This is a genomic window from Actinoplanes sp. CA-252034, assembly GCF_050956125.1.
Taxonomy (GTDB): domain Bacteria; phylum Actinomycetota; class Actinomycetes; order Mycobacteriales; family Micromonosporaceae; genus Actinoplanes.
The window spans coordinates 9,207,023-9,232,081 of the sequence record NZ_CP191846.1; the positions used below are offsets into that span (position 1 = coordinate 9,207,023).

Here is a 25,059-nt window from a genome sequence, read left to right on the forward strand (position 1 = left end):
TCATGCAGCAGCTCGTACTCGCGGCGGCTCTTCTTCTCGCCGACCCGTCCGCCGGGCCGACCCCGCTGGTCAGCACGGCGGGCACCTCCTACCTGACCGCGGTGTCGATCGCCGCGGACCAGCCGGTCAAGGTGTCGGCCGTGACCGGTGACTACCTCTACTGGCAGTTCCCGGCCACCGCCGGGCAGCGGCCGGAGCTCGCCATCGACGTCAAGCTGCCGGCCCAGGGGCGGACCGGTGACCACGCGTGGACCGTCGAGGTCTTCGACGGGCTGCGCCGGCGGCAGGCCTGCGTGGGCGGTGAGCAGAGCCCGGTCGCCGAGACGTCGGCCACCTCGGTGACGCTCGGCTGCCGGCTGCGGCAGGTCCGGTCGTGGGCCGAGCCGTGGGACGGCGACCCGCTGCCCGGCACCTACTACGTGCGCCTGTCCAGCACCGACCTGCCGGAGAAGGACCTGGGCCTGCCGGTCGAGGTGAGCCTGCGACTGGCCGCGCCGACCGGCGACACCGGCGCCGACCAGGGCTCGCTGGCGGCCCCGCTGGTCGCGGACAACCGCCCCGGCAAGGTCCTCACGACGCCGCCGGCTCCGGTCGCCTCGTCGTCGGCCGACGACGAGTCGTCCCTCTCCTTCGACTGGATCCCGGACTTCTCGTCCCGCTGGATCTGGACGGCGAGCGGCGGTGTCCTGGCCGCCCTCGCCGGCCTGATCGGCTTCTCCTGGACCCGCCGCCGGCGCGTCTGAGCAGTCGGGGGCCGTCCAGCCGGACGGCCCCCGAAACTCACAGCTTGTCGAGCTGGGTCACCACCATCGCGATCGCGAAGAAGCCGTAGAAGCCGATCGCCACCAGCAGCCCGCCCAGGCGCCACCCACGGACCCGGATCGGCGCCGGCAGATCCCGGGTGTTGAGCCGGACCAGCAGGATCGAGTAGAGCAGCGTCACCACCGAGGCCGCGCACGTGGAGACGATCAGCAGCCCCAGCGGCTGGGTGAACCCAGCCAGCAGGATGCTCGAGCCGAGCACGATCTCGGTCCACACCACGACCAGGTAGATCCTCGGCTCGGTCCAGCGCACGGACCCGGACAGGTAGTTGCGGTGCAGGAAGTCCGACGCGACCCGGCCGATGATGTCGAGCAGGCCCATCGCGGCCGCCCACAGCGAGACCGCCGCGACCGCCAGGAAGAGCAGCTTGAGCCAGGTGCCGACCTCGGCCTGGAAGATGTCACCCTGGATCCGCAGGAACGACGGGTCCGACTTCAGGTCGCCACGGCCGAAGAGGGTCTCGTACGCGAGCAGGCTCATCACGCCGATCGTCACGAAGCAGACCGCCACGAACGTGACCAGGTGCTCGACGTTGGCCCGCTTCCACCACAGGTTCCAGCGGCTCATCGACGTCTCGTCCAGGGGGAACTGGTAGCGGTCGCCGGTGCCGGCCGCCTCCTCCTGGCCGGTGATCGGGGAGACCAGCCGGGGACGTGCGCGCCCATGCCGTACCGCTTGTCCCGGATCCAGTTGCTCAGCACCAGGTTGTGCACACCACCGGCGCCGGCCGCCCCGATCGCGCTGAGCAGCATGGTGAACGTGATGCCGTCCGGGATCTGCCCGAACTCGGTGACCGTGGCCTTCGCGCCCTCGCCCCAGGTGCTCAGCGAGATGACGAAGACGACCACGACGGCGAGGAAGAACAGGGTGAGCACGACCTTGAGCGTCTCGACCCGCTCGACGGTCTTGTAGATCACCTTGGAGAAGGTCAGCAGGACGCCGACCACCGCCAGGCCGATCACCGTGATCCACACCGGATCACCGCCGCCGAACAGGTAGGTGAGCAGCGTGGAGCCGCTCGTCGCCCAGCCGGGCCAGACGTACTGGAAGGCGCCGGCCAGGCAGATGATGATGCCCCAGCCCTTCCACCAGCGGGAGAACCCGGCCACCACGGTCTGGCCGGTGGCCAGCGTGTAGCGCTCGATCTCCATGTTGATGACGAACTGCACGGCCAGCGTGGTGAAGGCCAGCCAGAGCAGGCCGAGACCGCCGATGGCGGTCAGGTAGGGCCAGAGGATGATCTCGCCGGCCGCCATGCCGATCCCGACGGCGACGATGCCGGGCCCGACCATGTGGCGCAGTGCGGGGGGTTCGGGGAGTTCACGAGTGGTGGTCTCGGTCAACATAACCGCGCTCCAGAAGATGGGAGAGGTGAAGCAACATCCGCGCGATATCGGGGGTACGCCCGGTGAACAGCTCGAACGCGGCGGCGGCCTGATAGGCACACATCGCCGCGCCGCCGACCGCCCGCAGTCCGGCGGCCCGGGCCGCACGCAGCAGCTCGGTCTCGACCGGCATGTAAACGATGTCGGCGACCCACAGGCCACGGTGGAGTGACTCTGCGGGAAGCGGGATCCCCGGGTGGTGGCGCATGCCGATCGGACTGGCGTTGACCAGCCCGTCGGCGCCTTTCAGGAGGGCCGGATCGGCCGTCGCCCGGTGGTCCGCGCCCAGTCGGTCGGCGAGGCTCTCGCCGCGGGAGCGGTCCGGGTCCACGATGGTCAGCCGCTCGACGCCCAGGCCGCGCAGCGCATGACCGCAGGCGGCTCCGGCTCCGCCCGCACCCAGTTGCACGACGTGGCCGGTGGCCGCGCCGGAGAGCTGGGTACGGAAGGACTCGGCAAACCCGTATGCATCGGTGTTGTGTCCCTGCCGTCGTCCGCCGGAGAAGACGACGGTGTTGACGGCGCCGATGTCCCGGGCGTTCGGGGACAGCTCGTCGAGGTGCTCGATCACCTGCTGTTTGAAGGGGTGGGTGATGTTCAGCCCGGCGAAGCCGTCGCGCTCGGCCTCGTCGAGGTGCCGTTCGAGGTCCGACGGGGAGTCGGCGTCGAACAGCGTGTAGCTGAGCCCGAGGTGGTGGTGGCTCCCCTCGGCCTCGTGCAACGCGGGTGACAGCGACGCACCGATCCCGGTTCCGATCAACCCGCATCGGCATCCCGCCATCTCGATCTCCATTTCTAATGTACGAACTGGTACGTTAGTTATCGGGTGTGATGGCGGACACTGTCAAGCCCCACGGCAGACTGGGTTCATGACGCAGGAGAAAACAGTGCGGTCAGACACGGGCGAACGGCGGCGCGACGCCGAGCGCACCCGCACCGAGTTGCTCGACGTGGCCACCGAGGAGTTCGCCGACCGCGGTTACAGCGGGGCCAGAGTGGACGAGATCGCCGCCCGGACCAGGACGACGAAACGGATGATCTACTACTATTTCGGCGGCAAGGAGCAGCTCTACCTGGCCGTTCTCGAGAGGGCGTACTCGGAGATACGCGCCGCCGAGCGGAGTGTCGACGTCGACCATCTCGACCCGGTCGCCGCCGTCCGCCGGCTCGCCGAGGTCACCTTCGACCACCACGAGGCACACCCCGCGTTCATCAAGCTCGTCGGCGTCGAGAACGCGCAGCACGCCAAGCACATGACCCACGTGGCCCGGCTCGTCGACCTGAACAGCTCCGCCGTCGACCTGCTCCGCGGCGTCCTCTCCCGGGGCGTCGACGACGGCCACTTCCGCGACGACGTCGACGCCCTCGACGTCCACATGATGATCAGCTCGTTCTGCTTCTTCCGCGTCGCCAACCGCCACACGTGGGGCGCGCTCTTCGACCGGGACCTGCTCGACCCGGAGCGCAGGGAGCACTACCGCACCATGCTCGGCGACCTGGTGACCGGCTATCTACGAAAGTGAGCCGCCATGCGCCGATCGATCGCCACCGTCTGCCTCTCCGGAACCCTCGACGACAAGCTGACGGCGGCGGCCGCGGCCGGATTCGACGGCATCGAGCTGTTCGAGAACGATCTCGTGGTGTCACCGATGGCGCCGGCGGAGGTCCGCAAGCGGTGTGCCGATCTAGGCCTGAGCATCGACCTGTATCAGCCGTTCCGCGACCTGGAGTCCACTGACGGCGGACATTTCGCGAGAAGCCTGGAGCGGGCCGAGCGGAAGTTCGACGTGATGGCGGCGCTCGGCGTCGACACCGTCCTGGTCTGCTCGTCGGTCGCCCCCACCGCCGCCGACGATGACGATCTGATCGCCGCCCAGCTCTCCGAACTGGCCGGCGGCGCCCAGGACAGAGGGATGCGGATCGCCTACGAGGCGCTGGCCTGGGGCCGGCACGTGTCCACCTGGGACAGATCGTGGCGGATCGTGCAACGCGCCGACCACCCCGCACTCGGGCTCTGCCTCGACTCGTTCCACGTGCTGTCCCGCGAGGTCAGCCCGGCCGGGATCGCGGAGATCACGCCCGGCAAGATCTTCTTCCTGCAGTTGGCCGACGCCCCGCACCTGAGCATGGACGTGCTCCAGTGGAGCCGGCACCACCGCCTCTTCCCCGGTCAGGGCGCCTTCGATCTGCCCGGTTTCGTCCGTCTGGTCCTCGCCGCCGGCTACGACGGGCCGCTGTCGCTGGAGGTCTTCAACGACGTCTTCCGCCAGTCCGATCCGGCCCGCACCGCGGTCGACGCCATGCGCTCGCTGACAGCCCTCGAAGACGCCCTCGCAACCCGCCATCGGCCCGGCGCGCCCGACCGCGCCCGCCGCCTCCCCGAGGCCCCCGAACTGACCGGCCACGCCTTCACCGAGTTCGCCGTCGACGGCAACTCCGGACCCGAGCTCCGATCGGCCCTGCGTGGCCTGGGCTTCGCCCACACCGGCCAGCACCGCACCAAGCCCGTCGAGCTTTGGGAGCAGGGCGCCGCCCGCATAGTCCTGAACAGCGCCGTGACCCACCCCGGCCCCGCCGCCATCAGCGCTTTCGCGGTGACGTCAGCCGATCCGAGCCGATCGCTGGCCCGGGCCGGAGCGCTGCTGGCCCCCGCCCACCCGAACGTCCGCGAACCCGGCGAAGCCGAACTCGCCGCGATCACCGCCCCCGACGGCACCAGCGTCTTCGTGACCTACCCCGGCGACGACTGGCGAGCCGACTTCCTGCCCACCGGCGCCGACGCGCGCCCGGGAGCGGGACTGCTGGCCGTCGACCATCTGGGCCTGGCGCAGCCGTTCGACCACTTCGACGAGGCGGGACTCTTCTACCACTCGGTGCTCGGCCTCGATCATCTCGCCACCGAGGAGTACGCCGCCCCCTTCGGGCTGATGCGTTCCCGTGCCGTCGCGAACCCGTCCCGCACCGTCCGCGTGGCCCTCACGGTGGCCCTGCTCCGCCGGGGCGACTGGGCGCCCGCCGTGGTCGACCCGCAGCACGTGGCCTTCACCACCGCGGACATCGTCGCCACCGCCGCGGCCCTCACCCTGCCGCCCCTGCCGGTGCCCGACAACTACTACGACGATCTGATCGCCCGTTTCGCCCTCGACGCCGATTTCGTCGCGACCCTGGCCAGGCACGGCGTCCTCTACGACCGCGACCCGTCCGGCCACGAGCTGCTGCACCTCTACACCCCCGTCTACGGCGGCCGCGTCTTCTTCGAGATCGTCGAACGCCGCCCCGGCTACGACCGCTTCGGCGAGCCCAACGCCCCGGTCCGCATGGCGGCGCAACGTCACCGGCGCCTCAACCCCTGAGGTGGTACGGCCCACCCCGCGCTTCGCCGAGCCACCCCGTCCCGGGGCTACCCCGCGACGCGGGCGGCCCGTCCCGACCGAAACGCGCCCGCCGGGCTGATGCGTCCCGCACGGTCACCGCACCAGACCCGGCCGGCTCCCAGGGCTGTTCGACAGCCCTGGGAGCCGGCCGTTGACAAGCGGTGAGAAGCGCCGCCGGATCAGCCCGGCGGCCGCCGATCGGTCGGGACCGGCCGCCTGCGTCGCGGGGTAGCCCGGGGACGGCCCCGATGTGGTCGAGGGCCGTCCACGGCGTACTACACCGGGTTTGTCGGCTTACGGATCGCCGGACCGCGATTCCACCAGAGGGAAAGGCCGACGGCCGCGCTGACCAGCAGCGTGCCGAGCAGCAGGAACCAGACGCTGACCTCGACGTTCTGCCTGGTCAGGCCGAATTCGCGCGGCAGGTCGCCGAGGACGTCGGTGAGCTGCTCGGCGTCCTGGGCCTTGAAGTAGCGGCCGCCGGTGAGGTCGGCGACCTCGGTCAGCGCGTCCTCGTCGATCTCCCGGTTGCCGCCGCCGCGCCCGCCGCCACCACCACCGCCGAACCCGCCACCGCCGAATCCGCCGCCGGTGAACGCCGAATCGCCGCTGACCTGCTCGGCGGTGCAGACCATCTGCTTCGGCTCGGTGGTGCCGAACCCGATCGTGTAAACGCGCAGCCGCCGGGCCGCGGCCTGTTCGGCGGCGGTGACCGGGTCGACGCCCGTGGTGTTCGAGCCGTCGGTGAGGACCACGATGGTGTCCGGCTCGTAGTCGACGGCCGTGCCGTCCGGAACGGTCCCGTTGAGCTCGACGCCGGTCGCGGCCACGTCGGGGTTGATCTCGGCGATCGCGTCGATCGAGGTGAGGATGGCCTGCCCGATCGCGGTGCCGCGGGCCGTCTTCAGGGTCCCGATCGCGTCGAGCAGCGGGTCCTTGTCGGTGGTCGGCGGGACCAGCAGGCCGGCGATCCCGGAGAAGGCGACCAGGCCGATCTTCGTGTCGCCCTCCTGCGCCTCGACGAACTCGCGGGCCGCGTCGACGGCGACGGCCAGCCGGTTCGGGGCGATGTCGGTGTTGCACATCGAGCCGGACACGTCGATGGCCAGCAGGATCGTGGTGTCGTTGGACGGGACCGCGACCGACGCCTGCGGCCGGGCGATGCCACCGGCCAGCGCGACCAGGCCGGCCAGGAACAGGTAGACCGGGATACGCCGGCGCCACGCCGTCCGGCCGGGCAGCGCGGCACGGATCAGGGCGATGCTCGACACGGTGACCGCGGTCCGTTTGCGGCGCCGGTTGAACCACCAGCGGGCGAGCAGCAGCAGCGGCACCGCGAGGACCGCGGCCAGCGCCCAGGGCCAGCTCAGCGACATCAGACGATCCTTCCGTGCCAGCGGAGGCCCAGGAGCCCGCCGAGCGTCAGGAGCAGGAGGGCGACCGCCGCGAACGGGGCGGTCAGCTCGATCGGCTCCTTCTCGGTGGTCAGGCGCAGGTCGATGGAGCGGGTGCTGTCGGCGAGCGCGGCGGCGTCACCGGCCTGCTGGTACGCACCGCCGGTCACCTGCGCCACCGTGGTCAGCAGCGTCTCGTCCAGGGCGGTGCCCAGCTGGAAGCCGTCCACCTCGACGGTCGCGCCCTTGGCGGTGCCGACGCCGACGGTCTGGATCCGCACGCCGGCGGCCGCGGCGAGCTCGGCGGCGGCCTGCACGTCGGGCCCGCCGGTCTCCTCCCCGTCGGAGAAGACGACGATCGTGGCCGACGGCCAGTAGCCGAGGTCGGGTGTGCTCGGTGCGGCCCCTCCGGCGACGGGAGGGTGACCGGTTTGCCGGTGATCGTGCCGAGCGCGACCAGGATGGCCTGACCGAGCGAGGTGCCGCCGCTGGGCGAGACACGCCCGATGGCGGCGATCGCGGCCGCGTGGTCGTCGCTGGGGGCCTGGGTGAGCAGCGCCTGGTCGCCGAAGACGAGGACGCCGACGTCGACGGTGTCGGGCTGGTCGGCGACGAACGCCTTCGCGGCCTCCTGCGCGGCGCCGAGCCGGGTCGGGGCGACGTCGGCGGCCGACATGCTGTTGGAGATGTCGAAGGCGAGCAGGACGGTGCCGGCGACCCTGGGCACCGCGACCTCGGCCTGCGGGCGGGCCAGGCCGACCAGCATGACCGGGAGAGCCGCCAGGAGCAGGGCGGTCGGAAGGTGCTTGCGGACGCCTCCGCCGTTCAGGCTCTTGAAGCCGGCTGCCGCCAGGGCCGCCGACCGTCGTCTCTGCAGAGCCACGTAACCGGCGGTGGCGGCTGCGGCGAGCAGGACGGCCACGGCGACGACGGCCGGGTAGAGGAACGTCACCGGCGTCTCCGTCCGGAGCGGCGGACCATGTCGACGAGGGCGGTCAGCATGTCCTGGTCGGTGGTGATCCGGTGGGCGTCGACGCCGGCCTTGCGCATGCCGGCGGCCAAGGCGTCCTCGCGGGCCCCGACCTGCTCGTTGAGGCGGGCCCGCAGCAGCGGGTCACTGGTGTCGACGAGCAGTTGCTCACCGGTCTCGGCGTCCTCGACGAGGATCAGGCCGAGGTCGGGGAGATCCAGCTCGGCCGGGTCGACGACGCGGATGACGACGACCTCGTGGCGGTGGGTGAGCTGGGCCAGGGGGCGGTCCCAGCCGGGGTCGCCGATGAAGTCGGACATGACGAAGACCAGGCTGCGTCGCCGGGCGGTGGTCGCCGCGGCCAGGCGCAGCATCGCGGTCAGATCGGTGGTCTCGTCCGACTTCCTCGTGACGTCGGCAGTGGCTTCGCGCGCGATGCGCAGGACCTGGTCGCGCCCGGCCCGCGGCGGGATGACCCGGTGGGACCGATTGTCGAACAGGATCGCCCCCACCCGGTTCCCACCCTGGGAGATCAGCCGCGCGATCGCCACCGCCAGATCGGAGGCCGTCGACTCCTTGCCCGCGCCCCCGCCGAAGCGCATCGACGCCGACCTGTCGATCACCATCCAGGCGGTCATCTCCCGGTCCTCGGTGTACTGGCGGACGAACGGCTCGTCGAGGCGGGCCGTCACGTTCCAGTCGATGTGCCGGACGTCGTCCTCCGGCGTATACGCCCGCAGGTCGGTGAAGTCGAGCCCGGCGCCGTGCCACACGGTTCGATAGGAGCCCTGCAGGCGCCCGTCGAGGCGGCGCCCGAGTCTCCACTCGAGGCGCCGCAGCAGCCGGTCGGGGGCGGTGGTCATCTAGCGGCCCCGGCCCGCGGGCTCCGGGAACGCCAGGTTCGCCAGGATCTTGGAGATGATCAGGTCGGCGGTGATCTCGTCGGAGAGCGCCTCGTAGGAGAGCACGAGCCGGTGCCGCAGCACGTCGAGGGCGAGATCACCGAGATCCTCGGGCACCACGTACTCCCGGCCGCGGATGTACGCCAGCGCCCGCCCGGCCAGCACCAGGCTGATCGACGATCGCGGGCTGGCCCCGAAGGTCACATAGCGGGCCATGTCGGTGAGGCCGATCCGGGCCGGGTCGCGGGTGGCGTGGGCGAGGTTCACCGCGAACTCGATGAGCGACGGGTCGACGTAGACCCGGTCGACCTCCTCCTGCAGCCCGGCCAGGGTGACCGGGTCGATGATCCTCTGGATGGTCGCGGCCCGTCCGAGAGCCCGCTCGACGACCACGAACTCCTCGGTGACACTCGGGTACCCGACGACGACCTTCATCATGAAACGGTCGACCTGGGCCTCGGGCAGCGGATAGACGCCCTCGTTCTCGATCGGGTTCTGAGTGGCCATGACCAGGAACGGGCTCGGCAGCTTGTGGGTCTCCCGGCCGATGGTGACCTGCCGCTCCTGCATCGTCTCCAGCAGCGCGCTCTGCACCTTGGCCGGCGCCCGGTTGATCTCGTCGGCCAGCAGCAGGTTGGTGAAGACCGGGCCGAGCTGCACCTGGAACTCGCCGCTCTTCTGGTTGTAGACGCGGGTGCCGACGATGTCGGCGGGCACCAGGTCGGGGGTGAACTGCACCCGGTGGAAGTCACCGCCGATCGCCTCGGCCAGCGACTTGACGGCGAGGGTCTTGGCCAGGCCGGGCACGCCCTCGACCAGGATGTGCCCGCGGGCCAGCAGCGCCACGATCAGCCGCTCGAGCAGGTTGTCCTGGCCGACGATGGTCTTCTTGACCTCGTAGAGCACCTTCTCGATCGGGCCGGCGGAGGCGGGCGGGGCGTCGGTCCAGCTCATGTGTCCGTCTCTTTCATCAACTCAGAGGGGAGGCGACTGACCGTCGCCCTCACCGGTGCCGCCGAGGGCCGCGCCGATCGGGACGGCGAAGCCGATGCCGATGAAGGTGCCCGCGCCGCTCGGATTGGCCAGCGCGATCACGATGCCGACCACCTGACCGCGGTCGTTGATCAGCGGGCCGCCGGAGTTGCCCGGGTTGACCGCCGCATCGAACTGGATGAGGCCCTCGATGTCGGCCTCGCCCCGGTCCCGGTTGAGTACCCGCTCCAAGCCGGAGACCACACCGCTGCTGGTGCTGAAGGTCAGACCGAGCGGGTTGCCGATCGCCACCACGTCGTCGCCGACCCCGCTGCCGCCGCCGAGAACGGCCGGGACCAGCGTCTCCGGCAGCTTGTCGGGGGTCAGGGTGGCGATGTCCCGCGCCGGGTCCTCCTCGGCCGCCTTGGCCGTGGCCTTGGTGCCGTCGGCGTAGGTGAGCCGGATGCTCTCCGCGCCGTCGACGACGTGCAGAGCGGTGAGGATCGTGCCGTCGGCGTTGGCGATCACGCCGGTGCCGGTGCCGGCCTCCAGGCGGTTCTGCGCATCGTGCCCGGTGGTCTGGATGAGGACCACCGACGGAGTGAGCGCCTGGTAGATCTCGGCCACGGTGAGGGGCGCCTCGGACGGCGAGGGCGAGGCTGAGGGGCGGGCCGCGGCGGGCGCCGGATCGTCGTCACCACCGCGGACGGCCACGAGCGCCGTGATCGTCACGGCCCAGGCCACGATCGCCCCGATGAGCACCTTGCGGCGCAGCTCAGGAGTGTTCCACCGTCTCTTCGGCTCCTCCGGAACAGGCTCCGGCGCGGCCGGCCCGTCCGGGCGGAGCACCGTCATCACGATGCGACCGCCTGACTCTGCATCCATCGACCCTAGAAGCGTTTCCTAGGAATCCGCCATGAGAGTTCTGATGGTTTCCGGGACGCAAAATCCGCCACAGCTTCAGAAAACCGGCATATCGCATTTCGGGGGCGGCACCATGACGGTGCCACCCCCGAGGTATGTGGTTTTCGTGGAGTCGTCAGGACAGAACGGTGACCTTGCCCGAGTCCAGGTCGTAACGGGCGCCGACGATCTTCATGTGCCCGGCCTCCACCTTCTCCCGGAAAATCGCGCTCTGCGCCAGAACGGCCGCGGCCTGCGCCTTCACGTTGGCCTGGACGCCCTTCTCGACGGCGTCGGGGTCGTTGGCGTACGGGCCGACGATCGGGGTGAGCGCGTCGACGATCGTCTGGATGTTGCCGGGAGCCCTGCCGCCGGAGCGCACACAGCCCTGGGTGGCCGCGACCGCGCCGCACCGCTCATGACCGAGGACCATGACCAGCGGCGGCACGAACTCCTCGGCGGCGTACTCCATGCTGCCGAGCAGCAGCGGGTCCACCGCGTTGCCGGCCACCCGGTTCACGAACAGGTCACCGACGCCCTGGTCGAAGAGCAGCTCGGGGGCGACCCGCGAGTCGGCGCAGCTCAGGATGATCGCGAGCGGGTGCTGGCCCTTCGCGACGAGCCCGATCCGCTCGCGGCTCAGGTGTGGGTGCTTGGCCTTGCCGGAGATGAAGCGCTTGTTGCCGGCCAGCAGGTCCGCGAGGACCTTGTCCGGGGTCACACCCGACTCCGCGGCCAGCACGGCCGAGGATCCGAGACCGCCCAGGGCGATCGATCCGGCAACGGCACCGCCGGCACCGAGGAAGAACCGGCGGTTGAGCTTCGACTGCAGCAATGGACTCTCCTGAGCTTTCGGGGTCAGCGGGTTTACGCCACGACAGTTCGGCCCGGCGAGGCCGCGGCGAAGGGGCGCAACCGAATGCCTACCGACGGCTACCACTCGATAACGCGAGTGCGTAGCGTGGCCGGAAGGAGGGCTATGTGATGAGCGCGAACGTCTCGGAGAAACAGGCACGGCAGACCGCTGAAGCCGCTCGCGAGTCCGAGTGGCGACAGCCCAGCTTCGGCAAGGAGCTCTTCCTGGGCCGGTTCCGGCTCGACCTGATCCATCCACGACCGGCCCCGGCGCCACGGCCGGAGTTCCTCGACCGCCTGGCGGAGTATCTGCGCTCCGAGGTGGACGGCGCCCGCATCGAGCGGGAGGCGCGCATCCCCGACGAGGTGTTCCACGGCCTCGCCGAGCTCGGCGCGTTCGGCATGAAGATCGACCAGGAGTACGGCGGGCTGGGGCTGTCCAACCTGCACTACTGCCAGGCGCTGGCGATGACCGGCTCGGTGAACGCCGCGGTCGGCGCCCTGCTCTCCGCGCACCAGTCGATCGGTGTGCCGCAGCCGCTGAAGATGTTCGGTACGCCCGAGCAGAAGAAGGCGTTCCTGCCCCGTCTGGCCGCCGGCGAGGTGTCCGCGTTCCTGCTCACCGAGCCGGACGTCGGCTCCGACCCGGCCCGGCTGGGCACCGTGGCCGAGCCGGTCGAGGGCGGCTTCAAACTCAACGGCGTGAAGCTGTGGGCCACCAACGGCACGGTCGCCAGCCTGCTCGTGGTGATGGCCCGCGTCCCGGAGAAGGGCATCACCGCGTTCGTGGTCGAGGGCGACTCGCCGGGCATCACGGTGGAGCAGCGCAACGCGTTCCTCGGGCTGCGCGGCCTGGAGAACAGCGTGACCCGCTTCCACGACGTGCTCGTCCCGGAGGCGAACGTGATCGGCGGGCTCGGCAAGGGCCTGCGGATCGCGCTGACCACGCTGAACACCGGCCGGCTGTCGCTGCCCGCGATGTGTGTGGGCGCCGGCAAACGGGCGCTGGCGATCGCCCGCGAGTGGTCGGCGGACCGGGTGCAGTGGGGCCGTCCGGTCGGCTCGCACGAGGCGGTGGCCAAGAAGATCGCGTTCATCGCGGCGTCCACCTACGCCATGGAGTCCATGCTGGACCTGTGCTGCCTGATCGCCGACGACGCGCGCAACGACATCCGGATCGAGGCGGCGCTGGTCAAGCTGTTCGCCAGCGAGATCGCCTGGCAGGTGGCCGACGAGCTGGTGCAGATCCGCGGCGGCCGGGGCTACGAGACGGCCGAGTCGCTGGCCGCCCGCGGCGAGCGGCCGTCGGAGGCCGAGCAGATCCTGCGAGACCTGCGGATCAACCGGATCTTCGAGGGCTCGACCGAGATCATGCACCTGCTGATCGCCCGGGAGGCGGTGGACGCGCACCTGGCGGTGGCGGGCGACATCATCGACCCGGAGGCCGGCCTGGGACGCAAGGCCCGCGCCGGGGCGCGGGCGGGAGCGTTCTACGCCCGGTGGCTGCCGACGCTCGCGGTGGGTCAGGGGCAGAATCCCGCGGGGTACGGCGAGTTCGGCCCCTGGCGGCCCATCTGCGGTACGTGGAGCGCACGTCACGCAAGCTGGCCCGATCGACGTTCCTGGCGATGTCCCGCTGGCAGGGAAAGCTGGAGCGCAGGCAGGCGTTCCTGGGACGGATCGTGGACATCGGCGCCGAGCTGTTCGCCATGTCGGCCGTGTGCGTGCGCGCCCACGCCGAGCGCGACGACCGCCCCGAGGGCCGTGAGCTGGCCGACCTGTTCTGCCGACAGGCCCGGTTGCGTGCCGAGGCGAGGTTCGCCGCCCTGTGGGACAACACCGACCGGCTGGACGTGACGGCCGCCGAGCGGGTGCTGGACGGCCGCTACGCGTTCCTGGAGGAGGGGGTGATCACCCCGCCCTCGGACGCGCCGTGGGTGGCCCCGTGGTCGCCGGGCGCGAGCACCGCCGAGGACGTGCGTCGGCGGCTGAGATGACGAACGTCCCCGGGCCCACACGGCCCGGGGACGTCCCTTCCTAGCTGGTGACCGGCTCACCCGGCACGATGAACAGCGGCTTCCACGGGTCGTCGGGACTGATCGGGAACTCGGTCGACGGGGCGTCGCCGGTGCTGGTCCAGCGGGCCTCGTACGGCAGGTTGTTGAACAGCACCTTCTGCCCGCGGGAGTAGATCGTCTCCGGGTTCCACTCGTCGGTCACTCCGGTGACCGTCGGGCTCGGTGACGGCGCCACGTCGGTCGAGGTCACCGGGCCGATCACCGACCACGGGGTGGGCGTGGTGGAGTCGCCGCCGGCCGACGGGTCGATGCCCTGGTTGGCCCACTTGGACTCGTAGACGACACCGTGCCAGACGACCTTGTAGCCGCGCACGTACTGGGCGCTGAGACGCCACACCGGGTAGGGGCTCTTGGCCGGGTCGTCGGTGACCGACGACTGCGCCGGGATGGTCACCGCCTCCCGGCCGGAGCCGCCCACGATCGCGCCCGGCAGGTCGGCGAAGACCTTGGAGAACGCCAGCTTCTCCTGGGAGACACCGCTGCACGTGTTGGAGTGCACGACCACGTTGGTGAAGGTGCCAGTGCACTGCGAATCCCGGTTGAGCGACCACATCGACACCCGGCCGAGACCGTTGTCGACGGCGAAGGCGGCCAGCCCCTGCGCGTCGGCGACGGTGAACCGCTCGGCGTCGATGTCGTTCTGGCCGATCATCGGGGTGGCGCCGATCCGCGACCACACCTCGGGCCCGGTCAGCTGCACGCCGAGCCGCAGGTAGAGGTCGGACAGCTGCTTGTGGGTGGCCTCCAGCGCGCTCTTGCCGAGCTCCAGCATGTCCGGGCTGGTGTCGCCGGTGCCGTAGTCCATGATCATGCCGTTGACACCGCGCAGCGCGACCCCGCCCTCCAGGGTGGCCCGCACCGCGGCGACGCCGTCGACGGTGAGACCGGTCGGAGCGACCGGCAGGGTCAGCCACACGTCCAGGTTCCCGCCGGCCGCCTTCCGCTCGGCCTGCAGGGTCTTCAGCGCCAGGGCGCGGCGCTGCAGGGACGCCTTGTCGGCGACGGCGGTGCCCTCGACGTCCAGGTCGAGGGTGTCGAGCTGGTAGCGGCGCACCAACTGCCGGTACGCGTCGGTCAGCCGCGCCTGGTCGGTGCAGGCCACCGCCAGTTCGGTGTTGGTCAGGCCGCCGACACTGAGCATGATGTCGCCGCCGGCCGCCCGCAGCTGCTCGATCCGGCGGTCCAGCTCCAGTGACGCGGCCGCCTCGTCCGGCGTGTAGGCGCCACCCCAGCTGGGCGCGCACCCGTCCTTCGGGTCGGCGACCACGAACGCGAGAGCCACGTCGTTGGCCGGGTTCACGGCCGGGTCCTGGAACTCGAACGTCGGAGTGAGCGTCACGTCGACGTACGGCACCGCCCACGACTTGGCGGCCGGGCCGGCGGTGTCCCGGTAGTGGATCACCGCGGCCGTGCCACCGGCACCGAGCCCGGCGATCACCAGGATCAGGAAGCTCAGCCGCAACCAGGACAGTCTCTGGACCGGGCCGTCGGGCTCCTGCCAGTCCGGGTCGGCGAGCGGGTCGTCCGGTTCCGGCCGCACCAACTGCGGGGTGGCGGTCTGCATGGCTGCCCTCTCGTTCACGGATCGTCGTCGGTTTCTCGAATCGGCAGCCCCGACCCGTGCTGAAGGCAACCGGGCGGAAACCTTCAAGCGACCCAGCGGACCGGCCGATGATGCCGGTCGACGGGCACCGGCGGAACACGCCGGGACCGGCGTCCCATCCCCAGTGAGAGGCCATCCCACATGCAGCGCACACCGGTGGACCAGCACCGGCTCGACACCCCACGACAGTGGGGCGCGGACCGGCGAACGGCTCCCCATCCGCTGATCCCGCCGCCCGTCTCCGAAGGCCGGATCGCCCGCGGCCGGCTCGCGATCGTCCTGACCATCGTGGTCTGGGCCTGCTACATCGCCTACACGGTGTTCGAGCAGTTCGTCGTCGGGAAGGCGAGCAGCCCGAAACTGGTCGTCGAGGCGATCGTCTACATGCTGGTGGTCACCGCGCTGATGGGCTCGGCGATGGCCTACCTGATCACGCGGATCGGGTTCTTCTACCGCAGCCGGGCCCACCACCGGGCGCCGCGGATCGCGCTGGACCCGTTCCTGGCCGGGCCGACCCCGACCGTGACCGTGCTGGTGCCCTCCTACCAGGAGGACGAGCGGGTCATCCGGACCACGCTGCTGTCGGCGGCGCTGCAGGAGTACCCGGGACTGCGGGTCACGCTGCTCATCGACGACCCGCAGCAGCCGAAGACCCGGGCCGCGCGTGACCTGCTGCTCTCGGCGCGTGCCCTGCCCGGCGCGATCGAGGCCGAGCTGTCCGTGCCGTTCACTCGCGCGCAGGCGGCGTACGACCGCTTCGAGACCGGCCTGTCCGGCACCGCGACCGTCGCCGACATGCGGGATCTCGCCGCGGAGTACCAGTCCGCGGTGGGCTGGCTCTACGGCCTGGGCCACCGCCAGGAGATGGTCGACCACACCGACACGTTCTTCGTCGAGCACATCGTCAACCGGCTCGCCGGTGACCTCGGCACGATCGCCGAGGCACTGGAGCGCGGTGCCGCCGAGGAGGCGGTCCTGCCGGTCGAGCGGATGGTCCAGCTCTACAAGCGGTTGATGGCGATCTTCGACGCGACGGTGACGAGCTTCGAGCGCAAGCGGTACGTGTCGCTGTCGCCGGAGCCGAACAAGGCCATGAACCTGAACAGCTACATCGGCCTGATGGGCGGCAGCTACCAGGAGGTGAGCACCCCGATGGGGATCGCCCTGGTCTCCGCCGGGGCCGGCCGGGCCGAGGTGACCATCCCGAACCCGGACTACGTGCTCACCCTGGACGCCGACAGCGTGCTGCTGCCGGAGTACGCGCTGCGGCTGGTGCACCTGATGGAGCAGGGCGCCTACGCCCACTGCGCGGTGGCCCAGACGCCGTACAGCGCGTTCCCCGGTGCGGCGACCCGCCTGGAGCGGATCTCCGGTGCCACCACCGACATCCAGCACATCGTGCACCAGGGCATGACCCACTACGGTGCGACGTTCTGGGTCGGCGCGAACGCGGTGCTGCGCAAGAAGGCGCTCGACGACATCTGCGAGGCCGCCTACGAGGGCGACTGGGAGATCAAGCGGTACATCCAGGACCGCACGGTCATCGAGGACACCGAGTCGACGATCGACCTCGGCGTGCACGGCTGGACGCTCTACAACTACCCGGAGCGGATGGCCTACAGCGCCACCCCGCCGGACTTCGGCTCGCTCGCCATCCAGCGGCAGCGCTGGGCCAACGGCGGCCTGCTCATCCTGTCGAGGCTCAAGGACCAGTTCCGGGCCAAGACGGCGCGCGGGCAGAAGAACCGCTTCGGCGAGCTCTTCCTCCGGGTCAACTACATGGCCTCCATCTTCTGGAGCTCCATCTGCCTGGTGATCATGCTGGCGTACCCGTTCAACGCCGACCTGCTCAACCCGGTGCTGCTGCTGGTGTCCGTGCCGTATTTCATGATGATGGCGGCCGACCTGAAGTACGTCGGCTACAAGCGCATGGACATCTTCCGGATCTACGGTTTCAACCTGATCCTGCTGCCGGTCAACCTCTCCGGCAGCTTCGCCTCCATCCTCCAGCTGCTCACCGGCGAGAAGAGCCAGTTCAAACGTACGCCCAAGGTCCGTAACCGGACGACGGCGGCGACCACCTACCTGCTGGCCCCGCTCGCCCTGATCGCGCTCTGCGCCTACACGGTGGTCCGTGACGTGCAGCTCAGCCAGTGGGCCAACCTGGTCTTCGCGGTGATCAACCTGGTCCTCGCCTCCTACGCGATGATCGCCTTCGTCGGTCTCGGCAACACCGTGGTCGACCTGCTCACCCACCTCAAGGGCTGGCTGTACCGCCCGGTGCAGCCGAAGAAGCCCCGCTCCGCCCCGGCCACGACGCCGGCCACCACCGGTCACGGCGAGAGCCGCGCGATGGCCGGCGCGGTCGGCGACTGGGCCTCGGTGCTGCACTACGGCGCCGAGGGCAACTCCCCCGGCCTGGTCGCGGTCCGGGCGTCACAGGCCGCCGCCAGCCGCCGTGCCGCCCGTGCCCCGCAGGTGTCCACCTCGTTCGAGGACTACACGTTCTTCACCGTCTTCCAGCCGATCTTCGAGCTGGAGTCGGGCGAGGTGGCCGGTTACGAGGCGCTGACCCGGTTCGCCGACGGCAGCAGCCCCCACCAGGGCCTGGCCGACGCGCAGGAGAACAACCGGCACATCGACCTGGACGCCGCGCTGGTCCGGGCCGCGATGGCCTCGGCGGCGTCGCTGCCGGAGGGCACCTGGCTCGCGGTGAACGTCTCCGCCGGACTGCTGCGGCGGCCCCGTGAGCTGGAGCAGCTGCTCGCCGAGAGCGACCGGCCGATCGTCCTGGAGATCGACGGCGCCGACCCGGAGGACTTCGCCGACCTGCCGGCCGGGGTACGCATCGCGGTCGACGACGCCGGTGCCGGCTACGACAGCCTGGCCCGGATGGAGGCACTGAAGCCGGCGTTCCTCAAGCTGGGCCGCCACTCGCTGGCCGGGGTCGAGACCGAGGGCGCCCGCCGTGCCTCGATCCGGTCGCTCGTCGAGTTCGCTCGGGAGAACGGCTGCACGGTGATCGCCGAGGGGATCGAGTCGGCGCCTCAGAGGGATGCGCTGGCCGCCTGCGGCGTACCCCTCGGTCAGGGTTTCCATCTGGGCAAGCCGGTGTCGCTGGAACGGGCCCTGGCCGACGCCGCCACCCGCTGACCACGCGAAAGGGCCTCTCCCGGCGGGAGAGGCCCTTTCCGTGCGGGTGGGTCAGCCGCGGGAGATGGTGGTCATCTCGTCGCGGTCGACGACCTTGATCCGCTTGCGGCCGTGCGGCTCGCCGAGCGCGATCTCGTGGGCGTCCAGCAGCTGCCAGCCGGCCCAGGTGGTGATCGGCAGGCCGCGCTGCTCCAGGTAGGCGATCGGGGCGTCCGGGTCGCCCTCGGGCGCGACCGGCAGCCGGCCCTCCGCCTGGTCCGCGAGGAGGCTGGCGACGGTCTCGCCGGAGCAGCCCTTGGTGTGGCCGATCAGGCCGACCGGGCCCCGCTTGATCCAGCCGGCCACGTAGGTGCCCGGGACGTGCTCGCCGTCCAGGTCGATGACCCGGCCGGCGGCGTGCGGGATGGTGCCGGTCCTGGTGTCGAACGGCAGGTCCGGCAGCGCGCTGCTGAGGTAGCCGACGGCGCGGTAGACGGCCTGGACCGGCCAGTCGGTGAACTCGCCGGTGCCCCGCACCCAGCCGTCGCCGGTCAGCTCCTGGGTCTCGGTGCGCAGGCCGACGACCCTGCCGTCCTCGCCGAGCACCTCGACCGGCGCCTGCAGGAAGTACATGTGCAGGCGGCGCGGCCGGTCCCGCGGGTCGCGGACCGCCCAGTTCTGCAGGATGTCGACACACATCTTGATGTGCCGGGTCTGGCGCATCGCCTCCAGGCTGGCCTCGTCGAACTCGATGCCCTCCGGGTGGACGATCACCTCGACGTTCGGCGAGTGGTCCAGCTCGCGCAGCTCCTGCGGGGTGAACTTGACCTGCCCCGGGCCACGTCGCGAGAACAGGTGCACATCGGTCACCGGGCTGGCCTTGAGCGCCTGGTACACGTTGTCCGGGATCTCGGTGACCAGCAGCTCGTCGGCGGTCTTGGCGAGGATCCGGGCCACGTCGATGGCCACGTTGCCGGCGCCGATGACGGCGACCTCACGGGCCTCCAGCGGCCACTCCCGCGGCACGTCCGGGTGGCCGTTGAACCAGGAGGCGAAGTCCGCGCCACCGAAGCTGCCCTGCAGGTCGATGCCCGGGATGTCCAGCGAGCGGTCCTTCTCGGCGCCGGTGGAGATCACCGTGGCATCGTAGAAGCGGTTCAGCTCCTCCGGCTTCACGTCGACGCCGTAGGAGACGTTGCCGACGAACCGGATGCGGGGGTTGTCCAGGACCCGGAAGAGGGCGTTGACGATCTCCTTGATCCGGGGTGGTCGGGCGCCACACCGTACCGAATGAGGCCGTAGGGGGTGGGCAGCTTGTCGAAGATGTCGACGGTGACCGTCTCCGATGCCTTGATCAGATGGTCGGCGGCGTAGATACCGGCCGGACCGGCTCCGATGACGGCAACTCGCAGGGGGCGGTTCATGGTCGCTTCCTAACTCGCGCGCTTCGATTCCGTCAGGCAAGATCGACGGCAGGCCAGGGCGACTGTAAAACCTCAACCTAGGTTCAGATCAAAGCGACCCCCGTCCACAAAACCCCTAAAACGGACTTAGGGCACCCTTATGCAGGCCTCTGAGCTGGGAAAACACCTATTTCTGTGTGACCGGTCTCCCCCGGCTCCCTCGTCCCGGCCTGCAGGAACGGGATAGACTTCGGCGCTTCCGCCGGAGATATCATCACGGGGAGACGATGGACGACCTGCTGGATCCCGACGCCTCCCAGGCCTACCTGCGCGACTGGCAGGACCGCGTCGAACGCAACGCGGACAACGCCCGTGCGACCGCCGACCGGATCGCCGCGGTCCGCGCCACCGCCCGCGACGGCAACGACCTCACCGAGGTGACCGTCGACTCCACCGGCACACTCCTCGACATCCGCTTCACCGACCGCATCCACCGGTTCCCACCGGCCGCCGTCGCCCGCGCCGTCCTCGACGCGTCCGCCACCGCCCGGCGCGCCGCCGCCGGCCAGGCCCGGGAGATCGTCACCGAGACGCTGGGCGCCGACTCCCCCGCCGCCCGCGCGATCACCGCCCAGATCGACTCCCGCGCCGGAGGTGGCGACCATGGCTGACGGCTTCTCCGCCGACGTCGAGCAGATCCGCGAGCATGCGGCGAAGATCGCGGCGATCAGCGACCGGTTCGCCGCGGTCACGGCCGCGAGCGCGGCCATCACCCGCAACGACGAGGCATACGGCCTGCTGTGCGGTTGGATGTCCGGCATCCTGCAGGAGCGGCACGAGGCCCAGAAGACCATTTTCTCGTACGTCGAGGAGAACCTCCGCCTAGCGCAAGAGGCACTGATCCGTACCGGCCAGGACTACACAGCCGCCGACACGGCCGCCGCCGACCGCATCCGCCGAGCCGGCACCCTCTGAGGGCCGCCCGATGACCCTCACCGCCGCCCGCATCCGCCGAGCCCGCACCCTCCGAGCCCGCACCCTCCGAGGGGCCGCCCGATGACCCTCGCCGCCGTTTGCGGGGTCCGCCGATGACCCTCATCGCCGCCACCGCTTCGACGCGCAGCGGCACCACCGGATCGTCCCTGGCGGAGAGTTTCCAGGGCGCGCTGCGGGCCGTCGAGAGCGGCAGCTGGGCCGACCGCGCCCTGGCCGGTGGAGCGTTCGCCGCCGAGTCCGTCGCCACGGTCATCGACCCGTTCAGCGCTCTCCTGGCCAACGGCCTCGGCTGGGCGCTGGAGCATTTCGAGCCGCTACGCGAGATCCTCGACAAGCTCACCGGCCTACCCGACCTGGTCGCCGCCCACGCCGCCACCTGGCACAACATGGCCGGCGAACTCCACACGATGGCCGCCGACCTCCAGGGCTGCCTGTCCACCGGCGTCCCCGACTGGCAGGGCGAGGCCGCGGCCACCTACCAGACCCTGATGGCCAACAACGTCGACGTGCTCGACGGCCTCGGCGTCCTGGCCACCACCATGTCCTCGGCCACACAGGCCGCCGGCAACCTGGTCACCTTCACCAGAGACCTGGTCCGCGACCTGATAGCCGACCTGGTCGCCCGAGTGATCATCTGGGCCGGCGAGGCCTTGCTGATCGTCACCATCCCGGTGGTCGCCGCCCAGATAGCGACAGCGGTAGCCAAATGGGCCGGCCGGATCGCCTCCTACACGAGCGCCCTGATCACCAGCCTCACCAACCTCTCCCGCCTCCTCAACGGCTGATGACCCCGAGACCCCGAGGCAACAGCGGCGGCGACACCCCGAACGGCCCTTCGGGCCCCGGCCCCCGCCCCCATGGCGGAGGTCCTCCCGGGGGCGGCGGCGTCCGTTCCAACGAGGCCGCCGCAATGGCCACCGCCCACCAGGGCCGAGCCGCTCCTCCCAGCACAGCTTCAGACATGGCTCGCGGCCAGCCCGACCACCTCTTCACCCGGGCAACCGGCACCACTGGCGGCAAGCCGACCGGCCACCCCGTCAGGATCAGCCGGAAGCTCAATGCTGACGACAAGACTGACAACCGGCGCTCTGCAGAGCGCGAGAACGCAACCGCGACTCACCTCGCCAACGAGGGGTATCGCCTCCAGCAGAGGCCTACGAAACCTGAGGTTGCTGCGGCCCGGATGGACACCGGGGATGTGGGCAGCCCTACGACGGATCCTGATTACCTACTCGAAGGCCGCGTGTTCGACTGCTATTCGCCCACACCCGACAAGCCAGTACGCGGAGTCTGGTGGCAGACCGAAGACAAAGTCGTCAAGGAGCAGACTCAGCGCGTGGTGTTGGATCTGATGTTCTGGCGTGGAGACCTCGGAGCCCTTCAAAGGCAGTTCGACGAGTGGCCGATCAAGGATCTCAAAGAAGTCAAAGCGGTCCTGCCGAGTGGTGAGATAGTCCAGATCCGCCTGCCCCGGCCGAGTGATTGAGAGCATGACACGTGGCACTTGTTTACGACCTGATACTCATCGGCGGCAGCAGCGCCGAGCAGGTTGCCGAACGAGCACTACCAAAAGAAGACGAGCGGCCGACCGGGAGCCCTGCCCTGCTGCGCTCAGCGGAACTCCAGGATCGATATGGATTCAATGTTTCGATTCTGAGCAGGGAAGTCGGCTACATCGCCGCCGAGTCAGACGATGGCGTGTGGGAACTCGAGCCGGGCGCCAACGTGACAGTCACCTTTTACCTGGATAAATCGGCCGAATTAGATTGGAGCATCGCAAACATGCTGACGATCATTCGGCGACTCCTGGACAGTGGTGATGAGGATGCGGTCCTCGTCCTGGACGGCGACTTCCTGATCTTCACTCGACTCGAAGGCACCCTCACCAAACATCGCCGTGCCACGTGGTGGGACCATTTCCCGGCCGCCGATGACGTGATCGACGGGTAGCGCCTGTTTGCGCGGGGGACGGGAAACGGCAATCTGATGCTGGGCTTGCGCCCGGTTTGAGGCTCCAGACTTAGTGATCGTTCGGGTTACCGATCGGTAGCCCGGGCGCCCACCGGCAGCCCGCTCTTCAGAGGGGGCCGTTCGCGAAGGAGCCCCGATGTCCGCGACACCACCGGTTGCGACTACCGCCTCCGCCCACGTCAGACCGCTTCGGATCGTCCTGGCCGCGTTCCTCTCCCTCGCCGTCGTCCTCGGCTCGGCCGGCCCCGCCCACGCCGTGTCGACCGCCGAGAAGATGGCGGTGCTCAGCTCGTTCACGCAGACGTCCGCCTCGTCCTCCAACGCCTGGAACGCCGCCCGTAAGAACCAGGCCGACTGGGCCGCCTACGGCTTCGACTGGAGCACCGACTTCTGCTCGGCGAGCCCCGACAAGCCGCTCGGCTTCGATTTCACGCTGTCCTGCCACCGCCACGACTTCGGCTACCGCAACTACAAGGCGGCGGGCGCTTTCACCGACACGAACAAGAGCCTCGTCGACTCGGCCTTCTACGCCGACCTGAAACGCAAGTGCGCCGGCTACTCGACGGTGGTCCGTCCGGCCTGCCTGAGCCTGGCGTGGACGTACTACCAGGCTGTCTCGATCTTCGGCTCGCTCGCCTCGGTGGACGAGTCCGACGTGGAGGCGGCCGCTGCCCTGCTCTGACCCGGTTCGTGAAGCAGGGGGACCGTGGCCCGGACTGGTCGTTCAGGCCGCGGTCCCCGCGGCGAGGATCCGCCGTCGTCACGCCGGGCGGGCCGGCGAAGCCTGGAGATGGGCCGGACCGGCACGCCGATGACGAAGGACACCAAAGCGAAAGGGCCGCGGTCTGCGGTGAGCAGACCACGGCCCTTGCTGTCCTGTGGGCGATACTGGGATCGAACCAGTGACCTCTTCCGTGTCAAGGAAGCGCGCTCCCGCTGCGCCAATCGCCCGCACAACAAAGCGAGGTGGAGACGGGATTTGAACCCGTGTACACGGCTTTGCAGGCCGTTGCCTCGCCTCTCGGCCACTCCACCGAGGCGGCCGATGCAAGGATCAGCAACAGCCTTCTCCGAGCGGAAGACGGGATTCGAACCCGCGACCCTCACCTTGGCAAGGTGATGCGCTACCACTGCGCCACTTCCGCTTGTCTCCCAGGTTTCCCTGGCAACGGAAGAAACCTTAGCCGAGCCCAGGCCCAGATGCCAAAGCACCCCCCGGTTTAGGCGTCACGCCGCAGGTCAGACCCCCTCCGGCGAGTCCAGCAGACGGCGGACCTCGGCGATCAGCTCGGCCTGGAACGCGGCGACGCTGCCGTCGACGACGCCGATCCGGTAGTCCGTACCGGTGTCCGGGTCATTGGCGCGCTGGCCGTCCCGGGTGCCGACGGTGCCGTCGACGTGGCCGGCGCTGTATGCCGCGAATGCTTCTTCCATGGGTGCCTCCTCGAATACGCGCGACAATCTCGCACGCCGGCCACGTCCCGCAATACCGGCCGCCGGTCGGACGAGATCCACCCGATCCGGTAGTGGCGGGTCAGCCGGAAACCGGCGCCGCGACGACCGAGCTGAGTACGGCCACGATCAGCGCTTCTCCGACCACGCAGGGTTGACAGAGGTTTCCTGCTCGGCGCACAGAGTCCGCATATACCGGCTCCGCACGATGGTCTTCGCCGACCTCCCGAGGAGCAACCGATGACAGTGAACGACCAACTGAGCACCGACACCCCGCGTGACCCCTGGGCTGCGCACGCCGACGAGCCGACCAGGGCCACCGAGATCGTCGCCGCCCCGGAGAAGTCCGGAACGGCGGATGTGACGGACAGAGCCGGGAAGACCGATGAGACGGCGAGTCCCGAGCCGGAGAAGACCGGGATCATGGGGAGGGCGGAGGCGGACGGCCCGCCGGCCACCCCGGGGAAGACGCCGCCGGGCAAGCCGAAGCGCAGCCCGAGGACTGTGCTGATCGCCGCCGTCCTGGTGACCGCGATCGCCAGTTCGGGCATCACGGCCGGGATCATGTCGGCGATCGGCGGCGGCTCGGCGCCGGCCGCCACCACGCAGGACGGCACGCCCGGGCAGCAGGGCGGCCCGGGCGGCTTCGGCGGCGGCATGCGCGGCGGCGGCGGCATGCCCGGCGGCGGCCAACAGGACTCCGGCACAACCCAACAGGACCCCGGCACAACCCAACAGGATTCCGGAACGGCCCAGCAGGACCCGGGGGCCGCCCAGCAGGACGCGACCGGCACCTGAGCTCACGGTGACGGCCCGGCTCGGCAGGTGAGCCGGGTCATCATCGCCG

At 70.2% G+C, this 25,059-nt stretch carries 23 protein-coding genes, 3 tRNA genes and 2 pseudogenes; 12 read left to right on the forward strand and 16 right to left on the reverse strand.

Features of this window, described 5'->3' with window-relative positions:
* Nucleotides 1-2: 2 nt before the first annotated feature.
* Nucleotides 3-743: a peptidase gene (locus ACQPZW_RS41485; RefSeq protein ID WP_433791520.1), complete on the forward strand. Its 741-nt coding sequence runs from the start codon at nucleotides 3-5 to the stop codon at nucleotides 741-743.
* Between the two features lie 37 nt (nucleotides 744-780).
* On the opposite strand, the pseudogene ACQPZW_RS41490 reads toward ACQPZW_RS41485, so the two are convergent.
* Nucleotides 781-2,168, reverse strand: a pseudogene (locus ACQPZW_RS41490) (Nramp family divalent metal transporter).
* Nucleotides 2,143-3,000: a shikimate dehydrogenase gene (locus ACQPZW_RS41495; RefSeq protein ID WP_433791521.1), complete on the reverse strand. Its 858-nt coding sequence runs from the start codon at nucleotides 2,998-3,000 to the stop codon at nucleotides 2,143-2,145. The pseudogene ACQPZW_RS41490 and the gene ACQPZW_RS41495 overlap by 26 nt, the downstream one beginning before the upstream one ends.
* Nucleotides 3,001-3,094: 94 nt before the next feature.
* Here ACQPZW_RS41495 and ACQPZW_RS41500 point away from each other — a divergent pair, with 94 nt between their 5' ends.
* Nucleotides 3,095-3,730 carry a TetR family transcriptional regulator gene (locus ACQPZW_RS41500; protein WP_433791522.1) on the forward strand — a complete coding sequence of 212 codons (636 nt, stop codon included), beginning with the start codon at nucleotides 3,095-3,097 and terminating at the stop codon, nucleotides 3,728-3,730.
* A gap of 6 nt (nucleotides 3,731-3,736) precedes the next feature.
* Nucleotides 3,737-5,560 carry a bifunctional sugar phosphate isomerase/epimerase/4-hydroxyphenylpyruvate dioxygenase family protein gene (locus ACQPZW_RS41505; protein ID WP_433791523.1) on the forward strand — a complete coding sequence of 608 codons (1,824 nt, stop codon included), beginning with the start codon at nucleotides 3,737-3,739 and terminating at the stop codon, nucleotides 5,558-5,560.
* Between the two features lie 296 nt (nucleotides 5,561-5,856).
* On the opposite strand, the gene ACQPZW_RS41510 is transcribed toward ACQPZW_RS41505, so the two are convergent.
* From ACQPZW_RS41510 to ACQPZW_RS41540, 7 genes are all read right to left on the reverse strand, one after another.
* Complete coding sequence (locus tag ACQPZW_RS41510; protein WP_433791524.1) at nucleotides 5,857-6,957, reverse strand: VWA domain-containing protein; 1,101 nt, start codon at nucleotides 6,955-6,957, stop codon at nucleotides 5,857-5,859.
* Nucleotides 6,957-7,205, reverse strand: coding sequence for a hypothetical protein (locus ACQPZW_RS41515; RefSeq protein ID WP_433791525.1), 249 nt, complete (start codon nucleotides 7,203-7,205; stop codon nucleotides 6,957-6,959). Before ACQPZW_RS41515 ends, ACQPZW_RS41510 begins: the two co-directional genes overlap by 1 nt.
* Complete coding sequence (locus ACQPZW_RS41520) at nucleotides 7,160-7,927, reverse strand: VWA domain-containing protein (RefSeq protein ID WP_433791526.1); 768 nt, start codon at nucleotides 7,925-7,927, stop codon at nucleotides 7,160-7,162. The genes ACQPZW_RS41515 and ACQPZW_RS41520 overlap by 46 nt, the downstream gene beginning before the upstream one ends.
* Complete coding sequence (locus ACQPZW_RS41525) at nucleotides 7,924-8,808, reverse strand: DUF58 domain-containing protein (RefSeq protein WP_433791527.1); 885 nt, start codon at nucleotides 8,806-8,808, stop codon at nucleotides 7,924-7,926. The genes ACQPZW_RS41520 and ACQPZW_RS41525 overlap by 4 nt, the downstream gene beginning before the upstream one ends.
* Complete coding sequence (locus tag ACQPZW_RS41530) at nucleotides 8,809-9,801, reverse strand: AAA family ATPase (protein ID WP_433791528.1); 993 nt, start codon at nucleotides 9,799-9,801, stop codon at nucleotides 8,809-8,811. It lies immediately after the preceding gene.
* A 21-nt stretch (nucleotides 9,802-9,822) separates the two neighbouring features.
* The gene (locus ACQPZW_RS41535; protein WP_433797767.1) at nucleotides 9,823-10,674 is read right to left on the reverse strand and encodes a S1C family serine protease; all 852 of its coding nucleotides are present in this window, start codon (nucleotides 10,672-10,674) and stop codon (nucleotides 9,823-9,825) included.
* 184 nt (nucleotides 10,675-10,858) lie between these two features.
* Nucleotides 10,859-11,557 (reverse strand): carbonic anhydrase, encoded by a 699-nt coding sequence (locus tag ACQPZW_RS41540; RefSeq protein WP_433791529.1) that lies wholly within the window; start codon nucleotides 11,555-11,557, stop codon nucleotides 10,859-10,861.
* A gap of 149 nt (nucleotides 11,558-11,706) precedes the next feature.
* On the opposite strand from ACQPZW_RS41540, the pseudogene ACQPZW_RS41545 reads away from it, so the two are divergent.
* Nucleotides 11,707-13,574 (forward strand): annotated as a pseudogene (locus ACQPZW_RS41545) (acyl-CoA dehydrogenase family protein).
* 40 nt (nucleotides 13,575-13,614) lie between these two features.
* Here the strand turns inward: ACQPZW_RS41545 and ACQPZW_RS41550 are convergent.
* Nucleotides 13,615-15,237 carry a chitinase gene (locus tag ACQPZW_RS41550; RefSeq protein ID WP_433791530.1) on the reverse strand — a complete coding sequence of 541 codons (1,623 nt, stop codon included), beginning with the start codon at nucleotides 15,235-15,237 and terminating at the stop codon, nucleotides 13,615-13,617.
* A gap of 162 nt (nucleotides 15,238-15,399) precedes the next feature.
* Between ACQPZW_RS41550 and ACQPZW_RS41555 the strand changes: the two genes are divergently transcribed.
* Nucleotides 15,400-18,411, forward strand: coding sequence for an EAL domain-containing protein (locus ACQPZW_RS41555; RefSeq protein ID WP_433791531.1), 3,012 nt, complete (start codon nucleotides 15,400-15,402; stop codon nucleotides 18,409-18,411).
* Between the two features lie 51 nt (nucleotides 18,412-18,462).
* On the opposite strand, the gene ACQPZW_RS41560 is transcribed toward ACQPZW_RS41555, so the two are convergent.
* Together ACQPZW_RS41560 and ACQPZW_RS41565 are read right to left on the reverse strand one after the other, a co-directional pair.
* Nucleotides 18,463-19,650 (reverse strand): FAD-dependent oxidoreductase, encoded by a 1,188-nt coding sequence (locus tag ACQPZW_RS41560; protein ID WP_433797769.1) that lies wholly within the window; start codon nucleotides 19,648-19,650, stop codon nucleotides 18,463-18,465.
* Nucleotides 19,563-19,814, reverse strand: a complete 252-nt coding sequence (locus ACQPZW_RS41565) for an FAD/NAD(P)-binding protein (RefSeq protein ID WP_433797770.1) — start codon at nucleotides 19,812-19,814, stop codon at nucleotides 19,563-19,565. The genes ACQPZW_RS41560 and ACQPZW_RS41565 overlap by 88 nt, the downstream gene beginning before the upstream one ends.
* Before the next feature lie 266 nt (nucleotides 19,815-20,080).
* Here ACQPZW_RS41565 and ACQPZW_RS41570 point away from each other — a divergent pair, with 266 nt between their 5' ends.
* The 6 genes from ACQPZW_RS41570 to ACQPZW_RS41595 all read left to right on the forward strand — a co-directional run bounded on the left by ACQPZW_RS41570 (nucleotide 20,081) and on the right by ACQPZW_RS41595 (nucleotide 23,442).
* A complete protein-coding gene (locus ACQPZW_RS41570) occupies nucleotides 20,081-20,464 on the forward strand; it encodes a YbaB/EbfC family nucleoid-associated protein (protein ID WP_433791532.1) in 384 nt (127 codons plus the stop codon).
* On the forward strand, nucleotides 20,457-20,768 hold the full coding sequence (locus ACQPZW_RS41575) for a type VII secretion target (RefSeq protein ID WP_433791533.1): 312 nt from the start codon (nucleotides 20,457-20,459) through the stop codon (nucleotides 20,766-20,768). The genes ACQPZW_RS41570 and ACQPZW_RS41575 overlap by 8 nt, the downstream gene beginning before the upstream one ends.
* A 113-nt stretch (nucleotides 20,769-20,881) precedes the next feature.
* Nucleotides 20,882-21,574 (forward strand): WXG100 family type VII secretion target, encoded by a 693-nt coding sequence (locus ACQPZW_RS41580; protein ID WP_433791534.1) that lies wholly within the window; start codon nucleotides 20,882-20,884, stop codon nucleotides 21,572-21,574.
* A gap of 257 nt (nucleotides 21,575-21,831) precedes the next feature.
* The gene (locus tag ACQPZW_RS41585; RefSeq protein ID WP_433797772.1) at nucleotides 21,832-22,275 is read left to right on the forward strand and encodes a hypothetical protein; all 444 of its coding nucleotides are present in this window, start codon (nucleotides 21,832-21,834) and stop codon (nucleotides 22,273-22,275) included.
* 11 nt (nucleotides 22,276-22,286) lie between these two features.
* The gene (locus ACQPZW_RS41590; RefSeq protein ID WP_433791535.1) at nucleotides 22,287-22,739 is read left to right on the forward strand and encodes a SitI3 family protein; all 453 of its coding nucleotides are present in this window, start codon (nucleotides 22,287-22,289) and stop codon (nucleotides 22,737-22,739) included.
* Between the two features lie 157 nt (nucleotides 22,740-22,896).
* Nucleotides 22,897-23,442, forward strand: a complete 546-nt coding sequence (locus ACQPZW_RS41595) for a phospholipase (RefSeq protein WP_433791536.1) — start codon at nucleotides 22,897-22,899, stop codon at nucleotides 23,440-23,442.
* A 197-nt stretch (nucleotides 23,443-23,639) separates the two neighbouring features.
* On the opposite strand, the gene ACQPZW_RS41600 is transcribed toward ACQPZW_RS41595, so the two are convergent.
* The 4 genes from ACQPZW_RS41600 to ACQPZW_RS41615 form a co-directional block, all read right to left on the reverse strand.
* A tRNA-Val gene (locus ACQPZW_RS41600) sits at nucleotides 23,640-23,711 on the reverse strand.
* Between the two features lie 13 nt (nucleotides 23,712-23,724).
* A tRNA-Cys gene (locus ACQPZW_RS41605) sits at nucleotides 23,725-23,795 on the reverse strand.
* A gap of 38 nt (nucleotides 23,796-23,833) precedes the next feature.
* Nucleotides 23,834-23,905: transfer RNA gene (locus ACQPZW_RS41610), tRNA-Gly, on the reverse strand.
* Nucleotides 23,906-23,999: 94 nt separating this feature from the next.
* On the reverse strand, nucleotides 24,000-24,194 hold the full coding sequence (locus ACQPZW_RS41615) for a hypothetical protein (RefSeq protein ID WP_433791537.1): 195 nt from the start codon (nucleotides 24,192-24,194) through the stop codon (nucleotides 24,000-24,002).
* A 258-nt stretch (nucleotides 24,195-24,452) separates the two neighbouring features.
* Here ACQPZW_RS41615 and ACQPZW_RS41620 point away from each other — a divergent pair, with 258 nt between their 5' ends.
* Nucleotides 24,453-25,010 carry a hypothetical protein gene (locus ACQPZW_RS41620; RefSeq protein WP_433791538.1) on the forward strand — a complete coding sequence of 186 codons (558 nt, stop codon included), beginning with the start codon at nucleotides 24,453-24,455 and terminating at the stop codon, nucleotides 25,008-25,010.
* The last annotated feature ends 49 nt before the right edge of the window (nucleotides 25,011-25,059 follow it).

Excerpts from the sequence above, each read along its gene's own strand:
- ACQPZW_RS41485 (WP_433791520.1), top strand. The coding sequence starts at position 3 with ATGCAGCAGCTCGTACTCGCGGCGGCTCTTCTTCTCGCCGACCCGTCC.
- ACQPZW_RS41495 (WP_433791521.1), bottom strand. The coding sequence starts at position 3,000 with ATGGAGATCGAGATGGCGGGATGCCGATGCGGGTTGATCGGAACCGGG.
- ACQPZW_RS41505 (WP_433791523.1), top strand. The coding sequence starts at position 3,737 with ATGCGCCGATCGATCGCCACCGTCTGCCTCTCCGGAACCCTCGACGAC.
- ACQPZW_RS41510 (WP_433791524.1), bottom strand. The coding sequence starts at position 6,957 with ATGTCGCTGAGCTGGCCCTGGGCGCTGGCCGCGGTCCTCGCGGTGCCG.
- ACQPZW_RS41525 (WP_433791527.1), bottom strand. The coding sequence starts at position 8,808 with ATGACCACCGCCCCCGACCGGCTGCTGCGGCGCCTCGAGTGGAGACTC.
- ACQPZW_RS41530 (WP_433791528.1), bottom strand. The coding sequence starts at position 9,801 with ATGAGCTGGACCGACGCCCCGCCCGCCTCCGCCGGCCCGATCGAGAAG.
- ACQPZW_RS41535 (WP_433797767.1), bottom strand. The coding sequence starts at position 10,674 with ATGACGGTGCTCCGCCCGGACGGGCCGGCCGCGCCGGAGCCTGTTCCG.
- ACQPZW_RS41555 (WP_433791531.1), top strand. The coding sequence starts at position 15,400 with ATGCAGCGCACACCGGTGGACCAGCACCGGCTCGACACCCCACGACAG.
- ACQPZW_RS41565 (WP_433797770.1), bottom strand. The coding sequence starts at position 19,814 with ATGAACCGCCCCCTGCGAGTTGCCGTCATCGGAGCCGGTCCGGCCGGT.
- ACQPZW_RS41570 (WP_433791532.1), top strand. The coding sequence starts at position 20,081 with ATGGACGACCTGCTGGATCCCGACGCCTCCCAGGCCTACCTGCGCGAC.
- ACQPZW_RS41575 (WP_433791533.1), top strand. The coding sequence starts at position 20,457 with ATGGCTGACGGCTTCTCCGCCGACGTCGAGCAGATCCGCGAGCATGCG.
- ACQPZW_RS41580 (WP_433791534.1), top strand. The coding sequence starts at position 20,882 with ATGACCCTCATCGCCGCCACCGCTTCGACGCGCAGCGGCACCACCGGA.
- ACQPZW_RS41595 (WP_433791536.1), top strand. The coding sequence starts at position 22,897 with ATGTCCGCGACACCACCGGTTGCGACTACCGCCTCCGCCCACGTCAGA.
- ACQPZW_RS41615 (WP_433791537.1), bottom strand. The coding sequence starts at position 24,194 with ATGGAAGAAGCATTCGCGGCATACAGCGCCGGCCACGTCGACGGCACC.
- ACQPZW_RS41620 (WP_433791538.1), top strand. The coding sequence starts at position 24,453 with ATGACAGTGAACGACCAACTGAGCACCGACACCCCGCGTGACCCCTGG.